Origin of the sequence: Streptomyces aculeolatus, from assembly GCF_020400605.1 — a bacterium.
Taxonomy (GTDB): domain Bacteria; phylum Actinomycetota; class Actinomycetes; order Streptomycetales; family Streptomycetaceae; genus Streptomyces; species Streptomyces aculeolatus.
Map to the genome: position 1 here is coordinate 16,253 of NZ_JAINRD010000006.1, position 24,229 is coordinate 40,481.

General features: G+C 69.4%; 14 protein-coding genes. 13 read left to right on the forward strand and 1 reads right to left on the reverse strand.

The features are described from left to right. Nucleotides 1–32 precede the first annotated feature (32 nt). From LG396_RS12840 to LG396_RS12865, 6 genes are all read left to right on the forward strand, one after another. Nucleotides 33–1,229 (forward strand): globin domain-containing protein, encoded by a 1,197-nt coding sequence (locus tag LG396_RS12840; RefSeq protein WP_225794871.1) that lies wholly within the window; start codon nucleotides 33–35, stop codon nucleotides 1,227–1,229. Nucleotides 1,230–1,387: 158 nt separating this feature from the next. Next, nucleotides 1,388–3,409: an N-6 DNA methylase gene (locus LG396_RS12845; protein ID WP_225794872.1), complete on the forward strand. Its 2,022-nt coding sequence runs from the start codon at nucleotides 1,388–1,390 to the stop codon at nucleotides 3,407–3,409. A gap of 40 nt (nucleotides 3,410–3,449) precedes the next feature. Further along, nucleotides 3,450–4,385: a serine/threonine-protein kinase gene (locus LG396_RS12850; protein WP_225794873.1), complete on the forward strand. Its 936-nt coding sequence runs from the start codon at nucleotides 3,450–3,452 to the stop codon at nucleotides 4,383–4,385. A gap of 92 nt (nucleotides 4,386–4,477) precedes the next feature. After that, a complete protein-coding gene (locus LG396_RS12855) occupies nucleotides 4,478–6,139 on the forward strand; it encodes a serine/threonine-protein kinase (RefSeq protein WP_225794874.1) in 1,662 nt (553 codons plus the stop codon). A gap of 137 nt (nucleotides 6,140–6,276) precedes the next feature. Beyond that, nucleotides 6,277–9,552 carry a DISARM system SNF2-like helicase DrmD gene (gene drmD / locus LG396_RS12860; RefSeq protein ID WP_225794875.1) on the forward strand — a complete coding sequence of 1,092 codons (3,276 nt, stop codon included), beginning with the start codon at nucleotides 6,277–6,279 and terminating at the stop codon, nucleotides 9,550–9,552. After that, nucleotides 9,549–13,910, forward strand: coding sequence for an Eco57I restriction-modification methylase domain-containing protein (locus tag LG396_RS12865; protein ID WP_225794876.1), 4,362 nt, complete (start codon nucleotides 9,549–9,551; stop codon nucleotides 13,908–13,910). Before drmD ends, LG396_RS12865 begins: the two co-directional genes overlap by 4 nt. 19 nt (nucleotides 13,911–13,929) lie before the next feature. Here LG396_RS12865 and LG396_RS12870 read toward each other — a convergent pair whose 3' ends face one another. Then, a complete protein-coding gene (locus LG396_RS12870) occupies nucleotides 13,930–14,319 on the reverse strand; it encodes a hypothetical protein (RefSeq protein ID WP_225794877.1) in 390 nt (129 codons plus the stop codon). Nucleotides 14,320–14,432: 113 nt separating this feature from the next. Here LG396_RS12870 and LG396_RS12875 point away from each other — a divergent pair, with 113 nt between their 5' ends. From LG396_RS12875 to LG396_RS12905, 7 genes are all read left to right on the forward strand, one after another. Next, the gene (locus LG396_RS12875) at nucleotides 14,433–15,242 is read left to right on the forward strand and encodes a helix-turn-helix domain-containing protein (RefSeq protein WP_225794878.1); all 810 of its coding nucleotides are present in this window, start codon (nucleotides 14,433–14,435) and stop codon (nucleotides 15,240–15,242) included. Then, the gene (locus LG396_RS12880; protein ID WP_225794879.1) at nucleotides 15,235–15,459 is read left to right on the forward strand and encodes a DUF397 domain-containing protein; all 225 of its coding nucleotides are present in this window, start codon (nucleotides 15,235–15,237) and stop codon (nucleotides 15,457–15,459) included. Before LG396_RS12875 ends, LG396_RS12880 begins: the two co-directional genes overlap by 8 nt. A 192-nt stretch (nucleotides 15,460–15,651) precedes the next feature. Continuing rightward, nucleotides 15,652–18,141, forward strand: coding sequence for a hypothetical protein (locus tag LG396_RS12885; RefSeq protein ID WP_225794880.1), 2,490 nt, complete (start codon nucleotides 15,652–15,654; stop codon nucleotides 18,139–18,141). Beyond that, on the forward strand, nucleotides 18,116–18,358 hold the full coding sequence (locus LG396_RS12890; protein WP_225794881.1) for a hypothetical protein: 243 nt from the start codon (nucleotides 18,116–18,118) through the stop codon (nucleotides 18,356–18,358). The genes LG396_RS12885 and LG396_RS12890 overlap by 26 nt, the downstream gene beginning before the upstream one ends. Before the next feature lie 200 nt (nucleotides 18,359–18,558). Continuing rightward, nucleotides 18,559–23,118: a DUF6531 domain-containing protein gene (locus tag LG396_RS12895; RefSeq protein ID WP_225794882.1), complete on the forward strand. Its 4,560-nt coding sequence runs from the start codon at nucleotides 18,559–18,561 to the stop codon at nucleotides 23,116–23,118. A gap of 77 nt (nucleotides 23,119–23,195) precedes the next feature. Next, on the forward strand, nucleotides 23,196–23,567 hold the full coding sequence (locus LG396_RS12900; protein ID WP_158693835.1) for a hypothetical protein: 372 nt from the start codon (nucleotides 23,196–23,198) through the stop codon (nucleotides 23,565–23,567). A 97-nt stretch (nucleotides 23,568–23,664) separates the two neighbouring features. Further along, the gene (locus LG396_RS12905; RefSeq protein ID WP_225794883.1) at nucleotides 23,665–24,093 is read left to right on the forward strand and encodes a DUF7919 family protein; all 429 of its coding nucleotides are present in this window, start codon (nucleotides 23,665–23,667) and stop codon (nucleotides 24,091–24,093) included. The last annotated feature ends 136 nt before the right edge of the window (nucleotides 24,094–24,229 follow it).

Sequence of the window (24,229 nt, forward strand, 5' to 3'; positions counted from 1 at the left end):
ATTGGAATCCCAAACGACAATTTGGAGGTCCTGTGCTCTCCGAGCAGGCCACCCCCGTCATCCGCGAGACCCTGCCCGCCGTGGGCGGCGCCATCGAAGAGATCACCGAGCTCTTCTACGGGAAGCTCTTCACCGCCCACCCCGAGTTGCTCCGCGACCTGTTCAACCGCGGCAACCAGGCCAACGGCGAGCAGAAGAAGGCGCTCGCGGGGTCGATCGCCGCCTTCGCCGGCGTACTCGTCGAACACCCCGGCACCCGCCCCGACGCGATGCTCGCGCGCATCGCGCACAAGCACGCCTCCCTCGGTGTCACCGCCGACCAGTACAAGATCGTGCACACCCACCTCTTCGCCGCCATCGCCGACGTCCTCGGCGACGCCGTCACCCCGCCGGTCGCCGCCGCCTGGGACGAGGTCTACTGGCTGATGGCGAACGCGCTCATCGCCCTCGAATCCCGCCTCTACCAGCAGGCCGGCGCCGCCGACGGCGAGGTCTGGCAGGAGATGGCCGTCACCGAGCGGCGGACCGAGACCCCCGACGTCGTCTCCCTCGCCCTCCGCCGCGCCGACGGCCGCCCCCTCGCCGTCCCGCGCGCCGGGCAGTACGTCAGCGTGCGGGTCGAACTCCCCGACGGCGCACGGCAGATACGGCAGTACAGCCTCACTTCCGCCCCTGACGAGGCCGCGTGGCGGATCACCGTCAAGCGCGTACGCGACGAGGGGCTCCCCGACGGCGAGGTCTCCTGCCACCTCCACGAGCACGCGCAGGCGGGCGACACGCTCACCGTCTCCGCCCCCTTCGGCGACCTCGTCGTCGCCCCCGGCGACGGCCCCCTCCTGCTCGCCTCTGCGGGCATCGGCGTCACCCCCATGCTGGCCATGCTCAAGGACATCGCCGTCAGCGACCCCACCCGCCCGGTCACCGTCGTCCACGCCGACCGCAGCCCCGCCGACCACGCCCACCGCGAGGAGCTGCACAAACTGGTGGCGGCCCTCCCCGACGCCACGCTCCACCTCTGGTACGAGCACGTCGACGGCCCGCCGCCCGCCGGGACATCCGCCGGCCACGCCGACATCGCGGCACTCGACATCCGCGCGCACACCACCGCGTACCTCTGCGGCCCGCTGCCCTTCATGCGCACCGTCCGCGGCGACCTCCTGCGCCGCGGCCTGCCGGCCGAGGCCGTCCACTACGAGGTCTTCGGCCCCGACCTCTGGATCGCCGGGTAAACCCCCAGGCCGACGGCCGCGGCCCCGCAGCCACCACTCCTGCACGTATCCGCTGCGATCGGCGTCTTGGCGTTCATGAACACAGTCAAGACATCCACTGGTGTGTGATCCCCACGGCGACTAGCCTGACTGCGCGACCCCCCAGCCATGGAGCGATCATGCCGAGAGCCAGGAGCGATGCCACGGTGACCCTGGCCGGCATCGCGCGGATCGCCGGTGTGGGACGGGCGGCTGTGAGCAATTGGCGCCGTCGCCACGACGGCTTCCCCGCTCCCGTGGGCGGGTCCGACGCCAGTCCGCAGTTCCCGCTCGGCGAGGTCGAGCGGTGGCTACAGGAACAGGGCAAGATCCGGTCGGCCGGTGGACCGGCCCTGCTGTGGCCCCAGATCGAGGCACTGGGCGACCGGGACGCCGCGGGTACGGTGATCGCCGCCGTCGGCGCGCGCCTCGCCGGGGCGGACGCCCGCCGGGATCTTGGCGTCTCGCCGTCGCGCGAACAGCGCCAACTGGTCGGCCGTGCAGCGGATCTCGCGGCGCGGGAAGGCTCGAAGGAAACGTTTGAGCGACTGCTGAGCCGTTGGCTTCAGACGCACGTTCGTCAGATCGCGACGACGCCTGAACCGCTTGCCGACCTCATGGTGCAGATCGCCGACGTCGCCGGCTCTCCGCACCCCCGCACGGTCCTGGACCCCGCCTGCGGCACGGGCACCCTCCTGCGCGCCGCCGCCCGGCAATGGGGCGATGCGAACGCCGTACGCCTCCGGGGCCAGGATCGTGACCCCGTGCTCGCAGCGATCGCCGCCGCGCGGCTGCTGCTCGCCGGTGCCGTCTCCGCCGACCAGGCAGGTACGTCGGTGACCGCCGCCGACACACTCCTGGAGGACGCCCATACGGGCCTCGAAGCCGATGTTGTCCTCTCCAACCCTCCCTCCAACGAACGCGACTGGGGCCACGCCGAACTTGCCACCGACCCGCGGTGGGCCTTCGGCCAACCACCCCGCACTGAGCCCGAGCTGGCCTGGGTGCAGCACGCCGTCTCGGCCCTCGCGCCTGGCGGCACCGCCGTCCTGCTGCTGCCCCCCGGTGTGGCCACCCGCCGCGCCGGCCGCCGGATCCGAGCCGCCCTGCTTCGCTCCGGCACGCTGCGCGCCGTCGTCGCGCTCCCGCCGGGCGTGGCACCCCCGTACGGCCTCGGACTGCATCTGTGGGTGCTGTGCAACCCCGCTGAGCCACCCGCCGACACCGAGCTGCTGGTCGTCGACGCCAAGGACCGCACGCTGCCGACCACTTCCGGGCGGCCGGAGATCGACTGGCCCGGTCTGCACGACCAGGTCCTCCGTGCGCTCGCAAGCAAGGGCGCATCGGTGCGGGGCGCCAACTCCCTCCCGGTCATCGACCTGCTGGACGAACAGGTCGACCTCACGCCCGCCCGCTACGTACCCGCCACCGCCGAGGCACTGGGGAGCGATCTTCGGGCTGGATGGAAGCGCCTGGGCGCCATGCTCGACGAGTTGAGCGGGCTACGCGCCGCACTCGCGGCGGTTGAACCGGGCCCCGCCGACGGCCCGGCCGCCGAGACCGGCACCACGACCCTCGCCGAGCTGGAACGCGCCAACGCCGTCGAGCTGCGCGCCGGCCAGGCCGTCGACGAGGATCAGTTGCGCAGGGGAGACCGGCCGCGGACCGGTGTTCCGGTCCTGCTCGTCGCCGACCTGCTGCTCACCGGCACGCCCGGCCAGTGGATGGCAGCCAAGGCGGTGTCTGCCGGCTCCCGCGCGGGGGCGGTGACGACGGCACGTCCCGGGGACATCGTCGTCAGCGGTGCCGCGCGCAGCTTCGACGCCTGGGTCGTGACTGACGAGTCCGTGGTGCTCGGCCCTCAGCTTTACGCAGTCGGCATCGAGTCGGCAGTCCTGGAGCCCTGGTTTCTCGCCGGCTGCATGCGCGCCCCCGCCAACAAGAGGCAGGCGGGCACCCACGCCTCCACCTCTTCCCGCGTGGACGTGAGAAGGCTGCGGGTACCGCGCCTCGGCCTGGCGGAGCAGCGATCCTACGGCGAGACCTTCCGCAAGATCCACGCGTTCGAGCGACTGCTCCGCGACCTCGGTGCCGAGGGCACCGAGCTGCTGCAGTCGATCAGTGACCTGCTCGCTGCTGGGCGGGCCGTTCCGACGCGTTGACGGGGCCCGCTCCAGGATCAACAGAACCTCAGGGAGTGCCATGCATCCGGTCACCCGCGGCACCCTGCTGCGTGGGCGCTACCGCCTACTTGCTCCCCTCGGCCGCGGCGCTATGGGCCAGGTCTGGGAAGCGGTCGACACACACCTGGACCGGCCGCTGGCCGTGAAGCTCGTGGCCGCCGACCTGACTGGGGACGAAAGGCAGCGTGCCCGCGCCCGCCGCCGGTTCGAGCGTGAGGCAAAGGCCGCAGCGGCACTCGACCACGCCAATATCGCCACCGTTTACGACGCCGACATCACCTCCGGCACGTACTGGCTCGCCATGCAGCTCATTCGTGGCGCCACCCTTGCCGACTTGGTCGCGGAGCGCGGCCCGCACTGTGTCGAAGCCGCAGCGGCCGTCGCTGCCCAGCTCTGCACCGGGCTGGCCGCCGCCCACGCCGCGGGCCTGGCACACCGGGACCTCAAGCCCGCCAACGTCATGGTCCGCACCGACGGCGTCGTCACGATCCTTGACTTCGGACTCGTCAAGCCGCTCGCCGCCGACGCCACCCGCCTGACCGCAACCGGTGAGGGCCTCGGCAGCGCCGCATACTCCGCGCCCGAAGTCCTCATGGGGGAGCGGGAGACGGACGGCCGCGCCGACCTCTACAGCGTGGGCTGCCTGCTGTACCACCTGCTGACCGGCGCCCCGCCGTTCCCGGCCCCGGAGCCCGCCCTGCTGTTACGGCGCCGGCTGACCGAACCGCCGCCGACCCCCGCGGACCACGGTATCGACGTCCCTGCCGCGCTGACCGGTCTCCTCACGGGCCTCCTCGCCCCGGCAGCCCACGACAGACCGGCTTCCGCGGCCGCCGTACACGGCGCGTTGAGACCCTTCCTGCCGCGCCCCGAAGACGGTGCCGCCCCGTGCGGCCCGGAGGATCCCCGCCGCCCGTTCGTCCTGCCCATGAGCCCGTACCCGTATCCGACTTGACGACTCCCCGCCACATCGCGGTCACGCAGTGACAGGATGTGGTGGCATCACACACCGGGTCGGAACGACCAAGCCCGAGGCGGGGGCAGCGGATGACGCAGACGGCACAGACGATCCTCGAACGCTACGAGCTGACGCACCTCCTCGGTGCCGGCGGCATGGGCGAGGTCTGGGCCGGCTACGACAACCGGCTGGATCGCCGCGTCGCCGTCAAATTCCTCCGCCCGCACGGCTCCCCGGAGACCCTGCAGCGGCTGGAGCAGCGCTTCATGCGCGAAGCCCGGCTGACCGCCCGCCTGGACCATCCCGGCGTGCCCGTACTGCACGACGCCGGCCGGCTCCGGGACCGCCGCCTGTTCCTGGTCCTGCAACTCGTCAACGGCCACAGCCTGGGGCATGTCCTCCGGCACGCCGGCAGGCTCCCACCCGGCTGGGCCATGGGCGCCGCCGCCCAGATCGCCGAAGCCCTGGCGCACGCCCACGCGGGCGGTGTCATCCACCGGGACCTCAAGCCGGCCAACCTCATGCTCACCCCGGCCGGCACCGTGAAACTCCTCGACTTCGGCATCGCCGCCGCACTCGATCCCGGCCCGGGCGAGCCGCGGCTGACCGCGGTCGGCGAGATGGCCCCGGGCACCCCCGGCTACGTCGCGCCCGAGCAGATGCTCGGCCACCGCGCCTCCGCCCGCAGCGACCTCTACGCCCTGGGCTGTGTGCTGTACCAACTGCTCACCGGGGCCGAGGTGTTCACCGGGGCCACTCCCTGGGTGCTCTTCGACCGGCACCTCAACGAGACGCCCCGCCCCGTGACAGACCTGGCACCGCAGACCCCGGTGGAGATCGCCGGCCTGGTGGCCCGGCTGCTCGCCAAGAACCCTGACGACCGCCCCGCCTCGGCGGAGCAGGTCGCCCGGGAAGCCGCCCGCCGGGCGGCGGCGCTGCGCGCGACCGAACGGCAGGCGGCCGGTGAGGTGGGCGCGTTGATCGCCGCGCTGCCCCCGCCTCCTGCACACGGCGGCGCGGCGCAGGATCCCCCGACGCACCCGTACGATCCGACACGCCCCTTCACCCGCGGCACCCCGGAACCACAGCCCGCGACAAGCCCCGGCGTCGTGCCCCGCTCCAGGCACGCCCCCGCCCCGCCACCCGCGGCCGGGGCGCCTCTCCCGACCGAGCGGCAGCAGCAGTGGGCCGCGGCCCGCGCACGCGCCGGCGGGCTGGCCGCCGAAGGCCGCTACTCTCAGGCTGCGGAACTCCTGGAAGAGTTCCTGGACCGCGAAGCCCCGGACACCACAAGCCTTCTCGACGCTCCCCATGCCGTTCCGATGCGGCTCCAGCTCTACGGCATCCTCGCCAAGGCCGGTTCCCCGGCACGCGCCCGCGACGGCTTCGCCGCCCTCGGCGCAGCCCTGCGCCGCACCCGGCCCGCCACCGACCGTGACGTCCTCGTCTGCCGCGCCGGTGAGGCCCGCGCGCTGGCCGGCCTGGGGCGCACCACGGATGCGCTGCGGGAGTACGACCAGCTCCTGCCCGACCTCGTGGCCGCGCTGGGACCCGCACACGAGAAGGTCTTCGACGTCCGGTACGAGATCGCGGCGCTGCGCGCCGGTGCCGGTGAGCACCGCACGGCACGAGCACTCCTGGCCGGGCTCCGCGACGACCAGCGCGACGGCCTCCCGGTGGCAGACGACCCGCGCCACGCCGCGGTGCAGAACCTGCTGGAGCGCCTCGATCGTCTCCTGGCCGACTCCTGACCGACCAAGATAATAGTCGTGAACTATGTTCACGATCCAAGCGGGCGTACTACAGTAACCCTCTCGTCCGGGGGGAGCACGACCTCCCGTATTGTCTCTTCGGCCCGGAGTGCGTATCCAGGGAAGGCGGGTCATCGATGACGACCACAGCGCGGCGCGACCACTCCGGAACCGCACAGACCACGCACCCCGCGACCGACCCGCTGCCGGAAGAGGGCCGCCTGGTAGAGGTCCGTGGCCAGACTTGGGCAGTCGCGCGCGTCGAGCCCACTCCGCCCCGTACGGACGGCGGCGGGAACACCGTCGATGCCCCAGGTGCGCCCCGGGCCACGCTGGTCCACCTCCAGTCAGTCGCCGACGGCCGCTTCGGTGACACCCTCACCGTCATCTGGGAGGTCGAGCCCGGGCGCCGTCTGCTGCCCGCCGGCTCCCTCCCCGATGCCTCCGCCGGCGCATACGACACGCCGGCCCGGCTCGCCGCCTTCCTCGACGCCATCCGCTGGTCCGCCGTCGCCTCCGCCGACACGAGAACCCTCCAGGCCCCCTTCCGCTCCGGCGTCGCCGTCGAGCCCTACCAGCTCGAACCCGTCTCCCGAGCTGTCGGCGCCCCCCGGGTCAACCTCCTCCTCGCCGACGACGTCGGCCTCGGCAAGACCATCGAAGCGGGCCTCGTCGTCCAGGAGCTGCTGCTGCGCGGCCGGGCCCACCGCGTGATGGTCGTCTGCCCCGCGGGCCTCACCCTCAAGTGGCGCGACGAGATGGCGGAGAAGTTCGGCCTTGACTTCACGATCGTCAACGCCGAGCACTGCGCCCGGCTGCGCCGCACCCACGGCAGTGCGGCCAACCCCTTCCGCGTCCACCCGCTGACCATCGTCTCCCTGCCCTGGCTGCGCGGCCCGAAGGCACAGCGACTCCTCGACGAGATCATCCCCACCGGCTCAGGAGCCGCCGACGACGAGAGCGAAGGCACCCACGGGCGCTTCTTCGACCTCCTCGTCCTCGACGAGGCGCACCACGTCGCACCGGCCGCCCCCAAGCAGGTCTACGCCGTCGACTCCCACCAGACCAAGCTCATCCGCCGCATCGCCCCCCACTTCGAGCACCGCCTCTTCCTCTCCGCCACCCCTCACAACGGCTACCCCGAGTCCTACACCGCCCTCCTCGAACTCATCGACAGCCAGAAGTTCCTCCGGGGCATCGAACCCGACAAGGAGGCCCTCGGCGGCACCGTCGTCCGCCGCCTGAAGTCCCAGGTCACCGACGACGACGGCAACCCCCGCTTCCGGAGCCGCGTCACCCGCACGCTCGACGTCGACTACACCCCGGCGGAGCGCGAAGTCCACGAGCTGCTCACCGAGTTCGCCCGGCTGCGCAAGACGCGCATCGCCCGCGGCGCCCGCGGCGGCCGACGCGCCGCCGACCTGGTCACCCTGCTGCTCAAGAAGCGTCTCTTCTCCTCACCGGCCGCTTTCCTGCAGACCGTACGCGTCTATCTCTCCCATCTCGACGACACCGCCGGCCGCCGCCGCGCCGCCGCCGACGAGGTCCCGGAGTGGCTGGCGGACTACGCCGACGAAATCGCCGATCTCGACGACACCGGCCTCGCCGACGCCGAGGACGCCGCCCTCACCCGCTCCACCAGCCTCACCCCCGAGGAAGACGGCCGGGAGCTGGCGCTGCTACGGGACATGGAGAACTGGGCGATCACCCACGAGGCCGCCGCCGACTCCAAGGCCCGGGCGCTGCTGGACGAACTCAAGGCCGTCTGCCGCCCCGGCGGGTTCTGGAGCAACGAGCGCGTCATCGTCTTCACCGAATACCGCGACACCCAGCGGTGGCTGCTCGACCTGCTGCGCCAGGAGGAGCTGACCGACGGCGGCCGGGTCGCCCTGCTGCACGGCGGCCTCAGCGCCGAGGAGCGCGAGCACATCCGCCTCGGCTTCCAGGCCGAACCCGCAAGCGACGAGGGCAGAGTACGCATCCTGCTCGCCACCGACGCCGCCGGCGAGGGCATCGACCTGCAGAACCACTGCCACCGCCTGATCAACTACGACATCCCGTTCAACCCCAACAAGATCGAACAGCGCATCGGCCGTGTCGACCGCTGGGGCCAGCGCAAGGACCCGGTCGTCGCCCACTTCATCGGCACCGGCTGGGAGCACGCCGCACCCGGTTCGTATGAGGACGACCTGGAGTTCCTCTCCCGTATCGCCGCCAAGGTCGCCCGTATGGAGGCCGATCTCGGTGCCGTCAACGCCGTCCTCGCCGACGCCGTGCAGCGCCGCATGACCGGCGACACCACCCCCGTCGACCTGGAGGACACCGCACCGCGGCAGATCCCCGGCCGCCGCACCGGCGGCAGCGTGGCCCCCGAACAGAACGTCACCGGCCAGGTCCAGCGCCTCGCCGGCCAGTACCGCGACACCGTAGACGCGCTGGGCCTGACCCCCGCCAACATCAAGCGGGTCGTCGACACCGCGCTGGCCCTCGACCACCAGCCGGCCCTCACGCCCCACCACAGCGCGGACTTCGACGGCGGTCTGTACAACGTGCCGCCGCTCTCCGGCACCTGGGAACAAGCCACCCAGGGCCTCGCGCACAAACTCCGCCCCGACGAGCCACGGCCGGTCACCTTCGAGCCCCTCGTCGCCGCGCAGGGCCGCGAGAACGTCGTCCTGGCCCACCTCAAGCACCCCCTCGTCGCCCTCTCCACCCGGCTGCTGACCGCGGCCGTCTGGAACGCCGACTCCGTCGGCCTGCACCGGGTCACCGCCGTCGTGACCGACGATCCGGCCGTACGCACCACCTTCGTCTCTGCCTACGCCCGGTTCGTTCTGGCCGGTGCGGACGGCACACGGCTGCACGAAGAAGTCCTGTACGCGGGCGGTCTGTTCGGTGACACCGGCCGCTTCCGCCGCTGGGAGTCCGTACGCGACCAGGGCGCCGTCCTCGCCCGCGCCCTCACCGACGGCACCGAGGCGGCCCCCCACCTGCGCGCGGAACTCACCGCAGCCTGGCCGGAGCTGCAGCAGAAGCTCTACGACTCGCTGGCCGCCCGCGCCCGCGAACGCAGGGACTCGCTGAAGAAGGCCCTCGCCGACCGCCGCGCCGAGGAGGAGCGCCGTATCCACGCCACCCTCGACCGCTTCGCCGCCACCGTGCGCGCCAAGCTGAAGGAGGAGGGCGACGGGGCCGGCGAGCAGATCGCCATGTTCGCCGAACGCGAGGTCAGCGCCGTCGAACAGCGTCAGTACCGCGAGGACCGCGAACGCTGGCAAGCCCGCCTTGAGGCTCTGGAAGCCGAGCGTGCCCGCGAGACCGCCGCCATCGCCGCCCGCTACCGCGTACTCAACCCCCACCTCTTCCCCGTCGCCGTCGTTTTCGTCATCCCCGCCCGGGAGGCCCGCCGATGAGCCGCCGCCGCTCCTCCTCCCTTCCGCCCGGCCTCGCCGCCGCCCGCGCCCACGCCCTCGACGGCCGCGCCCGGCACCAGGAGTGGCTGGACCTCACGGAGGTCTCCGGGCCGTTCCTGACGATGCCGGTGCTGTTGGCGGCCTGGCCCCAGCTCGACTCCCTGGAGAAGACCGAGCGGACCCGGCTGCGTGCCCGCCACGCCGACTGGCAGGCGGATCCGGTTGCTTCGGATGTACGCGACGAGTGGATCGCCTACGTGCTCGGCTCGCTGCTCGAATGGGGCGACGCCCTGATCCTGCGCCGGGGCGAGGACGACGACCTGGCCCTGGACCACTTCACGCTCGACCTCCCCGAGCACGGAGCCCGCCTGCGTGCGGCATTCGCCCTGGGTGAGCCGGGCGGGGACGGGAGCGCAGCCGACCATGTCGGGGCCGAGCCGGATGCCGAGTCGGCCGCCAAGCGCGTACGTGTCCTGGGCATGACCCTGCCCGCCGGCACCGTCCCCACCGTCCGCACCGACCCGGGCGACGGCTGGCTCACCACCCCCGCCGACCGCCTCGCCAAGCTCCTGCGCCATCACCGCATCCCGCTCGGCCTCGTCACCGACGGCCGCTGGTGGTGCCTGGTCTGGGCCCCGCACGGCGGCGTGACGACAACGGCTCTCTTCGACGCCATCACCTGGAACGAGGCCGCCGAACGTGTCGTCGTACGCGCCTTCGCCTCGATGCTGTGCCGCCGCCGCTTCTTCGAGTACCCGGAGGATCAGACCCTTACAGGGCTGCTGAAGAAGAGCCTGGAGGCCGGCGAAGAGGTCACCGAGGCGCTGGGCGTCCAGGTGCGCCGGGCGGTGGAGTTGCTGGTCGACGCGATCGGGCGGGCGGACGCCCGCGCCATGGAGCACGGGGCGGCGGGGCTGCGCGCTGACGACGTATCGGCTTCGGAGGTCTACCGCGCCGCTGTCTCGGTGATGATGCGCGTCGTCTTTCTCTTCTTCGCCGAGGAACGCGGCCTTCTGCCGGCGGACCGTGAGGTCTACGCCCGCGCTTACTCGGCCCGTACGCTGCGCACGGAGCTGAGGGCCCGGGCCGACGCGGAGGGCGAGGCGTCGCTGGAGCACACCACCTCCGGCTGGCACCGGCTGCTCGCCCTCTTCCACGCCGTCCACGGCGGGGTGGCCCATCCGGAGCTGCCGCTCCCCGCCTACGACGGCTCGCTTTTCGACCCGGACACGTACCCCTGGCTGGAACGGCGCACGCCGCTGCTGGCCATCGACGACCGCACGGTGCTCCACATGCTCCAGGCGGTGCAGGAGGTGCGCGTCGGTGCGGGGAGGCACCGGGAGACGCGGACGCTGTCGTTCCGCGCGTTGAGCGTGGAGCAGATCGGCTACGTCTACGAGGGCCTGCTGTCGTTCGACGGCGAACGGGCGACGGAGACGATGGTCGGCCTCATCGGCCCCGAGGGCTACGAGCACGAGGTGCCGCTGCGGGAGCTGGAGGGGCTGGCGGCAAGGGCGGGCGCGGGTGCGGGCTCGTCGTCGGTGAAGACGCTGGCGAAGAAGATCCACGAGACGTGGAAGGACCCCAAGCCGCCGGCGTCGGCCGCCCGGCTGGAGAAGCTACTGACCCCCCTGACGGGCGAGGCCCAGGCGGAGGCGCGTCGGCTGCTGGGCGCGGCGGCCCGGGATGTGGCGCTGGTGGAGCGGCTGCTGCCGTTCGCGGGGCTGATCCGGCCGGACCTGCGCGGGCTGCCGACGGTGATCCCGAACGGCTCGCTGTTCGTCACGGAGTCGTCGCTGCGGAAGAACACGGGGACGCACTACACGCCGCGGGAGTTGGCGGAGACGCTCGTCCATCATGCGCTGGAGCCGCTGGTCTACGTGCCGGGGCCGTTGCAGACGGCGGACACGGATGCGTGGGTGCTCCGGCGACCGGAGGAGATCCTGTCGCTGAAGGTCGCCGATGTGGCGATGGGGTCGGCGGCGTTCCTGGTCGCGGCCTGCCGCTACCTGGCGGACAAGCTGATCGAGTCGTGGGACCGGTACGAGGGCCGGGAGGCTGCGGTCAAGTACCGGGCGGAACGGGCGGGAGGCGCGGCTCCGGCGGGGGACGTGGACTCGGACGGGGTCGTGATCGAGGCCCGCAGGCAGATCATCGAACACTGCCTGTACGGGGCGGACATCAACCCGATGGCCGTGGAGATGGCCAAGCTGTCGCTGTGGCTGGTGTCGATGGACCCGGAGCGGCCGTTCACGTTCCTGGACGACCGGCTGGTGACGGGGGACTCGCTGCTGGGGGTCACGTCGGTGGAACAGTTGGGGGCAGTGCATCTGGATGTGGAGGCGTCGGACCTGGGTGCAGGGCTCGCGGACATCGATTCGTTGGTGGCAGCGCTGGCCGCAGAGCGGCGGGCGATTGCGGAGCTGGGCGACGACCTGGCGGGGGTGGAGGAGAAGCGGGCGCGGCTGGCCGAGGTGCGCAAGCACACGGAGCGGTTGCGGTTGATCGGGGATCTGGTGGCGGGGGCCGGGCTGGCGACGTGCGCGTCGGGTCGGGTGGCCTGGTACGAGGAGGACGGTGGGGAGCGGCTGCGGGATCTGTTCCCGCGGGCGGCGGAGCTGGCGCGGCGGATCACGCCGGATGTGGGGCAGGAGCAGGACGGGGAGGCGCTGGCGGAGGCGGAGACGGCGGCGCGGGAGTGGCTGGCGAGCGAGTTGCCGGACGGGGCGTTGGAGCGGGTGCCGCTGCACTGGCCGCTGGAGTTCCCGGAGGTGTTCACGGACCGGGGCGGGTTTGATGCGGTGGTGGGGAACCCGCCGTTCTTGGGCGGCCCTAAAGTCTCAGCGGCGTTCGGACCTTCTTACCGAGGTCAGCTTGTTGACTATATTGCCAATGGCGTAGGTCGAACGAATGCAGACCTTGTAGCGTACTTCTTGCTGCGAATCGCACAGCTGACGCGCGAGGGAGGTCAGGCGGGGGTAATTGCAACGAGCACGGTGGCGCAAGGTGACACGCGGGAAGTGGGCTTGGACCAATTGGTTCGCCGCCATGAAATCCGCAGAGCGATTAAGAGTGCGCGATGGCCATCAAGATCTGTATCCCTCGAATATTGCGCCGTCTGGTTTTCTCAGGGTGAGGTCTTGCCGGAGATTCCTCGGAATCTGGACGGTGCTGATATCAATGCCGGAATCACAGCGGCGCTGAACCCGGAAACTCGCACGAAGCCGTGGGTTGAGAGATTGGAGAGCGCGAAGGGCGTCTCATTTAACGGCGCCAACCTCATTGGCGAAGGGTTCCAAGTGTCAGGCGAGCAGGCGCGGTCCTGGCTGTCTACCGGGCGGGGCTACGAGCGAATCATTTTCCCGTACCTGAACGGGCGGTCACTGAACTCCGACTCAAGGCAAGGGACGGACCAATGGGTAATCAATTTCGGGGAGATGGGGGAAAGTGAGGCGCGTGAATACGTAGAAGCTTTTCGCCACCTGGAGCAGACGGTGAAGGAGGAGCGTGCCCAGAACAGTCCTTCCGCCTATCCGGGACTCATGGAGCGGTGGTGGCAATATTGGCGCCCAAGGGGGGCTATGTTTCGCGCCCTTAGAGGCTTGGATAGCTGTCTCGTGATGGCGCTTGTCAGTAATTCCGCGATCCCAGTCCGGGTTTCCGCGAAGCAGGTTTTTACGCACGCTCTTGCGGTCTTTGCGGAAGATGGTGTCGCACTGCTCGCACTGCTGAGCAGCGCACCGCACTACTGGTGGGCAGTTGAAAACTGCTCCACAATGAAACGCGACCTTCGTTATGCGCCGACGGATGCTTTCGAGACTCTTGTACGGCCTCAACTGACCACTATGCTCGATCGGCTGGGCGGGAGGCTCGATGAGTTCCGCCGCGAGTTGATGCTGACCCGCGACATCGGCCTTACCGCCACCTACAACCTCGTCCACAACCCCGACTGCGACGAACCCGACATCGTCGAACTCCGCCGGATCCACACCGAGATCGATCGCGCCACCATCGCCGCCTACGGCTGGGATGACCTGCTCGACGACACCGGCGGCACCCCGCCGGCCGATCCGACCCACCGGACCGTGCCGCTCGATCACGGCTTCCACGACACCGACCAGGGCACCCGCTACACCATCGGCCTCCTCGCCCGTACCGAGATCATCGACCGGCTGCGGCAGCTCAATCATCAGGCGTACGCCGACGAGGTGCTCCTGGGCCTGCACAAGAAGCCCAAGGCGCACCCTGAGATGCCCGCGGCGTCTGCAGAAGCGCATCGCCTCAAGGCCGAACAGCGGCGCATTGGCGGCAACGCAGAGGGCGACTTCGGCCCTCCGCCCGAAGACGCCATCTGGTGACGTCGCCGTTCCTCCTGCCTCAGACGCCGTAGTGCCGCGCGTACCTATCAAGGCTTCGGCCTCCGTCGAGTAGGAACTGCAACCGCGCACACAACTGCTCGGCGTCGCTACGGCTCAACTCCAGGTTGCTGGTCTGGCCCGGTTCTCCCCGGAGGGGGACGACCACCCGTGCGCCGTCGTCGGCGGTGAAGGGCAGGAGCCTGGCGTCGCGTCGGAGGACGTGGCCCAGGACGACGTCGGTGCGGACCTCGTCCTCGGGCCCGTAGCCTTCCGCTGAGTGCTCCTCTCGCTTGTGGCGCTTGACAAGCACACGGGCGTCCGTCTCCTTGGAGCCGTCCCGCGTGGTGATGGCGTTGCGCAGATGCACGGCGAGTCGCAGGCATTCCCTGCACTGGCTTTCCTCAGCCATGAGTTCGCTCTTTCTGTCGAATTACCGCTTTCCGTGCATCAAGCATGACTTGGTGCGACTACGGTGCACCAGAGTTGTTCGGCTGACGATGCGTTGTTCAAGTGGGAGGCAAGATGGAGACGTGCAAGACCCCGCGTCAGAAGTACGGCGAGGAGCTGAGGCTCCGGCGGCTGGCGAAGGGGATGACACAGGAGGCACTGGCTGAGGTGGTGGTGTGTTCTCCCACGCTGATCAGCCATTTCGAGGCGGGGCGGAGGCTGCCTCGGATGGACGATGCCCACCGGATCGACCAAGCCCTGGGTACCGATGGCTTCTTCGCGCGCTGGCTCGTGAATCTTGAGAGCCCGTACGCCGACCACTTCTCGGAAGCAGCGGAGCTAGAGCAACTGGCAGTTGTCATTCGCGAGTTCGCTGTATCGGCGGTGCCTGGGCTGCTCCAGACGGCCGACTACGCTCGCGCGATCTTCATGTCCGGTGAGCCAAACGACACGGGGGAAGGGCTTGAAAGGCGGGTCGTCAACCGACTTCAGCGTGCCCGGATCCTCGACAACCCGTTGTCGCCAGCCGTGTGGACCATCCTCGATGAGGCGGTCATCCGGCGGCCGGTCGGTGGGTCCATGGTGATGGCTGAACAACTGGAGCACATCGTGACGTTGGCCGAGGCCAGGCGCATCCGGCTGCACGTGCTTCCCTTCTCTGCGGGGGCATACGCGCTGATGGAGGGCATGCTGAGCCTAATGTCGTTCGACGACATGGCACCGGTGGCTTACATTGAGGGCGTAACCACAGGGCAGTTGCTCGACGACCCGGCGCGGGTGGCTACGTGCCACACCTACTACAGCCTCGCGCTGGGGGACGCACTGTCGCATCGTGCGTCGATCGCTCTCCTACAGGCGACAGCAGAGGAATTACGAAATGCGTGATCATGTCATCGCCGTGGCGTCCACCCTGTCGTCGTGGCGCAAGTCCAGCTACAGCGGGGCCAGTAACGGGAGCTGCGTCGAGATCGCCGACGGCCACCACCCCACCGTCCCCGTACGCGACTCCAAGGACCCCCACGGCCCCGCCCTCGTCTTCACCGGCGACGCCTGGCGGTCCTTCGTCGCGGCGGTCAAGGCGGACGAGTTCCCCACCGCCTGACCGGCTCATCCACCCACCAACACGGCCCCGGAACCGCTGGCGGAACGCCACCGGCCGGGGCCGACCCGTGGTCATCCGCCAACAGCCCGGCACGGCCCCATGCCTCAAACGCCGATTGTCCTCGTCTCGTAAGCCCCTCTAATCTCGTGTGTCACTTTGCCGTAGCGCACAGTGACGCCAGGGGGAGCGCTCGTGACGTTCATCATGGTCGCATCCGCGCTCTACGGCGTCCTCCAACTCGCACTGCTCTCGTGGCCGCTGAGGTCCACCGGCTGGGGTGCCGTCCTGGCGTCGTTCGTCGTCGGGATCTACGGCAGCGGCGTCGCCGCGGTCGCGGCGGAGTACGCCGCGGTGCGCGGGTACACCGCCGCCTCCGGCGAACGGACGCTCGATCCGGCGGTGGATGCGCTCTCGTACACCTTCGTGCCCGTCGTCGAGGAGCTGGCGAAGATCGCGCCCCTCCTCATCGCCGCCATCAGCGTCAAGGTCCGCCGCCAGCTCGGCCTATCCGACTACGTCGTCCTCGGCGCCGGCGCCGGGGCGGGGTTCGGACTGCTGGAGGTACTGCTCGCGCGGGTCACCGACGCGCAGAAGGCGGAGGTCTTCCCCGGCGGCGGGTGGATGATCCCCGGCGGCATCAGCCTGGACCTCACCTACGTGCCCGACTTCAGCGAGGTACTCACCGCCTGGCTGCCCGCCTCGATCGGCACCGTGAGCATTGGTGCACTGAACCCCCAGCTCGACGCCTCTCTCCATCTGGTGTGGGGCGCCCTCGCGGGCCTCGGCGCAGGTCTTCTGCTACGCGGGCCGGGCGCGACGCGGCGCCTGGCCGGGCTGATACCGCTCGGGCTGGCGATCGGGCACCACGCGCTGTTCAACTACTCCGGCTACGCCGCCCGCCGCGACGGCGATCCGCCGGGCTGGGCGACGGACGTGCTGGAGCGGCTGGGCGATGTCCTGGGCTGGCTGCCCGTGGTCGCGCTGGCGGTCGCGATGACGCTCGACTACAGCCAGGTCCGCCGCGGACGCCGGGCACTGCCGTACACCCTGCTCACCGCCGAACACCAAGGCCGCACCGGCACCATGGCGCTGGCGAGCTTCGCGGCCTACTGCCTGCCCTGGACCGCGACGATCGCCGTCCGCTTCGCCCGCGCCCGCCGCGCCCTCCTCTACACCGCACCCCACGAGTCCGACGCCCTCCACCAGACGGTCGCCGAGGTGGCCCAGCGCATCAATGAGGTCAACCGCGACGAAGCCTGGGACGCCAAGCGTGTACGAGCCCACCTCCGAGCCGATCCGGCCACCCGGACCGTGCGACACCGACGTTGGCTGTACCTGATAACCCTCCTGCTCGCCGCCCCGGCGGTGCTGGCCCTCGGCGTCGGCTCGTACCCCCAGACCACCGACCTCCAGAACTGGTTCACATCCGGCACCGGCTACACCCTGCTTCTCGCATGCGCTGTCGCCGGACTGGTCTGGCTCATCCTCCAGATGGTCCTGATGCTGCGCACCCGCCGCGCCATCAGCGACCTCCCCCAGGGCGAACCGCTCACCCTGCTACGCCTGCGGCTGTACGGCATGGCCGGCGCCCTCGTCGTCAGCGCGCTGCTGCTCGCCCTGCGACTGAAGGGCTACGAGGCCGACGACAGAGTCGTCGACCCGGTCGTGGCGGCCGCCCTGTTCGCGGCGCTGATGGAAGCCCTGATGTGGGCCGGTATCGCCCTCGCCCTCGCCTCCGTGTTCCTCTTCCCGCCCGCGGGCGGTGCCCTGGCCTTCGTCACCATCGGTGGCGCCATGCGCGTCGGGACCTTCGCCCTGTCCATGGAGGGCCGTGCCCTCCTCGGCAGCAGTGCCGTCGCCCTCGCCGGCGCCGCCGGCGGCGGGGACGCGGCCGGGCGGTCGGGACAGGCGCCATCGAGTGGTGAGGGCGGGAAACCGCGTTCCGACCGTGTGGGCGCGCGGCGCGAGGAGAAGGTTGCCGAGCTGGCGAACGGCCGCGTCACGGCCACTGAGCCGGGCAAGCGCGGCATGGTGGTCAAGCAGCCCAATTGCCCGCAGCACGGACGTCGACGTCATCGCAGGGGACGGGTCCTACGTCGCCGTGGGGGGTCCCGCCAAGGCGAAGGATCTGGCGAAGCTCGGGCAGAAGCTGAACATCTTGAAGTATGCGGCCCAGCAGCGGGGCGTGGGTGCGCAGGCATATTTCGAGAGGGGGACTCCGGATGCCGCTGTGAACCTGGCGAAGAGAATACTCGGGGACGGCAATGTACGTATATTCGGTTGAGGGTGGTGCGCGGTGAGCGACGGATTCTATTACTGGTACCGGCAGGCGTGGGACACCTCGCGAGCCCTGCACCTGATCGACACCCTCGACCGCCTGGAGCTGCGGACGGTGAACCCTGGCACCGGTCTCATCACCAGCCTCACCAGTGGACCCGATTCGTGGGGAGAGCAGGAACCGATCACCATGCGGGAACTGGGTCCTGCCGCCGGCCTGGTCCACGGCGGGACCTTCAGCCTCCAGCTGTGGATCGATTCGGGCGCAGACGTCTACGTGCGATTTCGAGCTCTGCCCTACGGCGGTGCCACCATCGAGTTCGGACTGGACGGGCTCGGAGAGCGGCAAGACCGGGTAGTGGATTCCCTCTCCCGCGTCGTGCACAACTCTTGGCAGGAGACTGAAGGCTACGTCATCGACCGCTCCGGGCGCACCGAAGAAACGGACTGGGACGGAGTGATCCTCGACGGTGCGGAGCGTATCGGCACGTGGCCCGATGAAATCGCCGTCCGGGAACCGATCGCCGCTCGTCATGTGCAGTTGGCCGGGGCAGGAGGAGTGTCGCATCCACCGCTGGTCGTGTTCGAGCAGCCGATCTCGACCGACGGCACGTCAGGCTGAGAGCGTGCCTCACGTGGTGTCAACTGATGCGGCAAGATGCCATGGCGTCGCTACGGTCCCGTTGCGACGGTCGGTCCCCGCGGCCTCGCACCTGGCAGCAATCGCCTCTGCGCCCCCCGTCGTTCGACCGTGGCGGCGGCGGGCAGCAGGCCGTCAGATAACTTCGATGGAGACCACCTACCGCCGCCCGTGGAGGAACTGTGGGTAACCGTCCCACCGACTGGCACGTCCTCGACCTGGATGAGGACCCCACGCCGGGGAATCCGGACCGGGTAAAGCAACTTGCGCGTGAGTTACATGACTTTGCGGAAGACGTAGGGGACGCGTTACGCCAGATCAAGGGGATGGCCGGCGAGGATGCGCTGCTGCGGTGGGCGGGAAAGACGGCGCAGGCGTTCCAGGACGAGTTCGATGAGGTTCCGAAGAACCTCAGGAAACTGCAGCGCTCCTACGACCTGGCGGGCGACGCCCTGGCGGCGTACTGGCCGAAGCTGGAGCGTGCCCAGTCGCTGGCCGACAAGGCGTTAGCCAGGGGTCGCGAGGCTCGTAGCGAACTGACGTCCGCGACCGGCCGGCTGGACTCGGCCACCTCCTGGGTCGAACGCGCCACAGCGAAGACCGAGGAGTACGACGAGAAAGAGGGCAAGGACAAGCCCGACGAGTCCGAAGTACGGGCCGCCACCCGCAACGCCACGGATGCCAAGTCCGCCCAGACCAGCGCGCAGACGGCGGTGGACAACGCCGAAGGCGGTCTGGAAGCGGCGAAGAAGATGGCCGCGGACGCGAAGAAGATGCGTGAGGACGCGGCGTCCGAGGCGAAGGACAAGCTGGAGGACGCGTCCGACGCGGGGATCCAGAACCGTAAGTGGTGGGAGAAGGCGGTCGACTGGGTCAAGGACAACTGGGACACCATCGTCAACGTCTGCAAGGTCATCGTCGCGGTCCTCGGGATCGTCGTCTTGATCATCGGCGGCCCTCTGGCATGGGTTGTTTTGGCCGCCGCCCTCGTCGTCCTCGCCGACACCCTCGTGAAATACCTGAACGGCGAAGCGAGTCTGTGGGACGTGGCCTTCGCCGCCCTCGACTGCATCCCGGGGATGAAGGGGCTGACCACCCTCGGCGGACTGGCGAAGATGGCCAAGGGCGGCATGAAGGCCATGAAGGGCCTCAAGGCCATGAAGGCCGGCGTGCTGGGCCTCGCCAAGCGCGGCCGCACCGTGCTCAACGACGCGGCGCGAGGCGCCCGTGACCGGTTCAAGAGCGTCGTCAACAAGCTCACGGACCCGATCGACCTCGCCACCGGCGAGATGTACCTCCCCCAGACCGACATCGAGTTACCCGGTCTCCTGCCCCTGTCGTTCAACCGCCGTGTCGGGTCGGCGTATCGGTGCGGGCGGTGGTTCGGCCCCACCTGGACCTCCACCGTCGACCAGCGGCTGGAAGTCGACGAGCAGGGTGTCGTCTTCATCACCGAAGACGGACGACTCCTGGCCTACCCCCACCCCTCCGGCCCCGACGAAGCTGTTCTGCCCGCCTCCGGGCCTCGCTGGCCCCTGGCCCTTCTGGAGACGGGCGCCTACACGATCACCGATCCGGCCACCGGGCGTACCCGCTGTTTCACCGGCCCGGACGGCGACGGTCTCGCCCTGCTGCACCAGATATCCGACCGCAACGGCCACACCCTCACCTTCGCCTACAACGACGCGGGCGCTCCGACCGGCATCCGCCACTCCGGCGGCTACCACCTCCGCCTGACGACGGAGGACGACCGGGTCACCGCCCTCCACCTCGCCGGTGCCGCGGCGGACGGCAGCGATGTGGAGATCAAGCGCTTCGGGTACGACGCGGACGGCAACCTCACTGAGGACTACAACTCCTCCGGCCTCCCGCTGACCTTCAGCTACGACGACCGCTTGCGCGTCACTTCCTGGACAGACCGCAACAACCACTCGTACGCCTACACCTACGACGAACATGACCGCTGCGTCGCCGAGGGCGGCGAAGCCGGTCACATGGCGCTCACCCTCACCTACGGCACCACCGACCCCGACTGGCCCGGCTGCACCCTCACCACCCTCACCGCGACCGACGGCTCGACCACCCGCTTCGTCATCAACGACAACTCCCAGGTCGTCGCCGAAATCAACCCGCTGGGCGCGATCACGCGCACCGAGTACGACCCCCACCACAACCTCATCGCCTTGACCGACCCCCTCGGTCACACCACCCGTTACGCCTACGACGCCGACCACCGCTGCACCACCGTCACCCGCCCCGACGGAAGCGAGACCCGCGCGGTCTTCGACCGCCACCCCACCCCCGTCGAACTCGTCAGTGCAGACGGCACGAGCTGGCGGCAGACCCTCGACGAGCGGGGCAACCGGACCGCGCTGTCGGACCCGGCCGGCCACACCACCCGCTACGCCTACGACGACGCCGGCCGACTGGCATCGGTGACCGATCCCCTGGGCGCAACCACCGCCGTGGAGTGCAATGCCGCCGGCTTGACCACCCGTATCACCGATCCCACCGGCGGCATCGCCGCCTACGAGTGGGACGCCTTCGGCCGCCTGATCTCCGCCACGGATCCCACCGGCGCCACCACCCGGGTGGAATGGACCGTCGAAGGACAGCCCGCCCGCCAGACCGGTCCCGACGGCGCCGAGCGGCGGTGGACCTACGACGGTGAAGGCAACTGCCTGACCCTCACCAACCCCGCCGGGCACACCACAGGGTTCACGTACACCCACTTCGACCGGGTCGCCACCCGGACCGACCCCGACGGCACCACCCACACCTTCACCCATGACCACCACCTGCGCCTCACCCAGGTCACCAACCCCCAAGGACTGACCTGGGACTACGCCTACGACCCCGCCGGCCGGCTCGTGGCCGAATCCGACTTCGACAACCGCCACGCCACCTACGAACTCGACGCCGCCGGCCGGCTCAGCACCCGCACCACCCCCCTCGGCGCAACTCTCACCTACCGGCGTGACGCTCTCGGCCGTCTCACCGCGAAAGACACCGGCGACACAGTCACCCGCTACACCTACGACGAGGCCGGCCGACTCGCATCAGCCACCGGCCCCGACGGCGAACTCAGCGTGCAACGCGACCTCCTCGGACAGATCACCGCGGAGGTGTGGAACGGAAAAACGGTCGCCTTCGCCTACGACCCCGCAGGCCGCCGCACGCACCGGACCACTCCGTCCGGCCACGTCAGCACGTACGCCTACGACACCGCGGGCCGCCGCACCAGGCTGACGACCGGCAGCCACGCCGTGGACTTCGCCCACGATGCCGCCGGCCGTGAGACCGAACGCAGCATCGGCGCCCTCACCCTCGCCTCGGACTGGGACCCGGCTGGCCGCCTCGCCCGGCAGACCCTCACGGCGGGGGTCGCTCCTGTCCAATCCCGCGCCTACACCTACCGCCCGGACGGTTACCTCCTCGCCCTGGACGACCTGGTATCCGGCCGGCAGACCTTTGACCTCGACCCGGTGGGCCGCGTCACCCAGGTCTCCGCCGCCAACTGGACTGAGACCTACGCCTACGACTCCCTCGGGGCCCAGACCACCGCCACCTGGCCGGCCCAACACGCCGCCCCCGATGCGACAGGGCCGCGCACCCACACCGGCACCACCCTCACCCGCGCCGGCCGCTACAGCTTCCAACACGACGACGCCGGACGACTCATCCGACGCACGCGGTCCCGCATCTCCAAGAAGCCCGAGACCTGGCGATTCGCTTACGACACCGAAAGCCGCCTCACCCACGTCGCCACCCCCGACGGCACCGAATGGCGCTACACCTACGACCCCCTCGGCCGCCGACGCAGCAAGACCCGCCTCGCCCCCGGCACCGACGATGCGGCCGAAACGATCACCTTCGCCTACGACGGCCCCACCCTCGCCGAACAGACCACGCACGCCCTCGACCTCCCCCACCCCGTTACCCTCACCTGGGATCACGACGGCATCGCCCCGATCTCCCAGACCGAGCGCATCACCGACGCCACCACCCAGGACGAGATCGACGCCCGCTTCTTCGCCATCGTCACCGACCTCGTCGGCACCCCCCGCGAACTCGTCACCCCCGACGGCGACATCGCCTGGCGCACGCGTACCACCCTCTACGGCACCACCGCGTGGAACCGCGAAGCGACGGCCCACACCCCACTCCGCTTCCCCGGCCAGTACGCCGACCCGGAAACCGGCTTCCACTACAACCTGCACCGCTACTACGACCCCACCACCGCCCACTACACCACCCCCGACCCCCTCGGCCTCGAACCCCACCCCAACCCCACCACCTACGTCCACAACCCCCACACCTGGGCCGACCCGCTCGGGCTTGCCCCATGCATTGCTCTCGGTCTGAGTCAAGGTGGCGGCTTGGTTGAATTCGCCAGACGGAATTCCTTTGAACACTTCATGGGGTTGTCCCTTGAGGACGCGCTGGCCAACGTCAGACACGTCGCCCACGAGGAACCGCAGAGAAGGATCCATGTCCTGCTCGACGGGTTCCAGACCAGGAATATGAACCCGTCGCCACAAGAGCAGTTCGAGCACTTCTACCAAGAGGGCATGGCGGGTGCGAACTGGATCACGACTCAGCGGGAAATGAACATCGTTGGTGAATCTATCCGACGCGGCAGTAGAGAATGGTCGTCCATCACGTTCTGGCGCGATGGGGAGATCCAGGATCTAGTGGAGCCCAACTTTGACGAACTCCGCAGATCCTCTGGGCTGGGGTAGCTCGACGCCATGTCGAAGATGGGTCATACTTCAAGGCGGGGTCATCCCGAGAATTCAGGTGAAAGGATTTGTCATTCATGATGCTCGCCAGTTGGGAGCGAAACTTCAAGGTCTGGCATTACACCTTCAGTTGGTCTCGGCTACTGCTCAGGAGTGGGCGCCGGAATGAAGATGAGACAAGGGTCGAGGTTCTCTTTTCGAATGTCATCTACCTGCAGATTCCTATGGTGCTGAGCAGGTTGGAAATCTCAGAAACCCCCCTCTCCGAAATTGATCTCCCGGAGGGGGTGAGTGAAGAGCCTGGTCGGCCATGCAAGGTATTCCATCTCAATCAGGGTGCGGGCACGGTGATCGCGACGCATTGTGAATGGCGCGAGGATAACGAATTTTTGGACGGCCCTACCTCTTTCAGTCCCATGCGCGGAGTTCCGGGAAATGAGGTTGACTGACTTTCCGTCGGGTGGACTCTCGCGCAGATTCAGAAAGTCTGCGCCGCTTCTCGTGCACTGGGCGGCGTGTGGAAGTGTCTTCTGGCGGAGTGGTGACATGACAGAATTCGACGATCTTTCACCGTACTCTTACCTTCCTGACAGCGTCCCATCGGGCGTTTCCGTCCTCAACGTGGGCTGGCTGGACCCAGGTCAAGAATTTCCGATGGGGAAGGTGCCCGAGGGTTTCCTTGATAAACTTGGCGCCCTCTGTGCGGACCATACGCAAGCCAGAATGCGGGGCTGGTACTCGTGCCAACTGCCTCATGCGAGCGGTGCCCCTCTATATCCGATCACCATCGAGGTCGGAGATCAACCGGTGGCGCTAGGGAGGGCTGAGATTCGCGTCGTCGGTCGCAATGGCGCCTGGCTGGCCGCTCCAGATCTGATCTACCACTACGTGGAGGCGCATGGTTACCTTCCTCCGGACGCGTTCATCGACGGGGTGATGTCTGACAGATTGCCCGACGAGGTGCACAACCAGTGATTCCAGCATCGCGCAGACGGCGCCCAGCCTCGGCTTGAGTGGCTGCCGATCTCGTTGCGGCGACGCACTGCCGAATGCCCGAGATCAGCTTCATCCACAGCAGGTCCGGCACGTCCGCGTCGATCCGCTGCGGGTC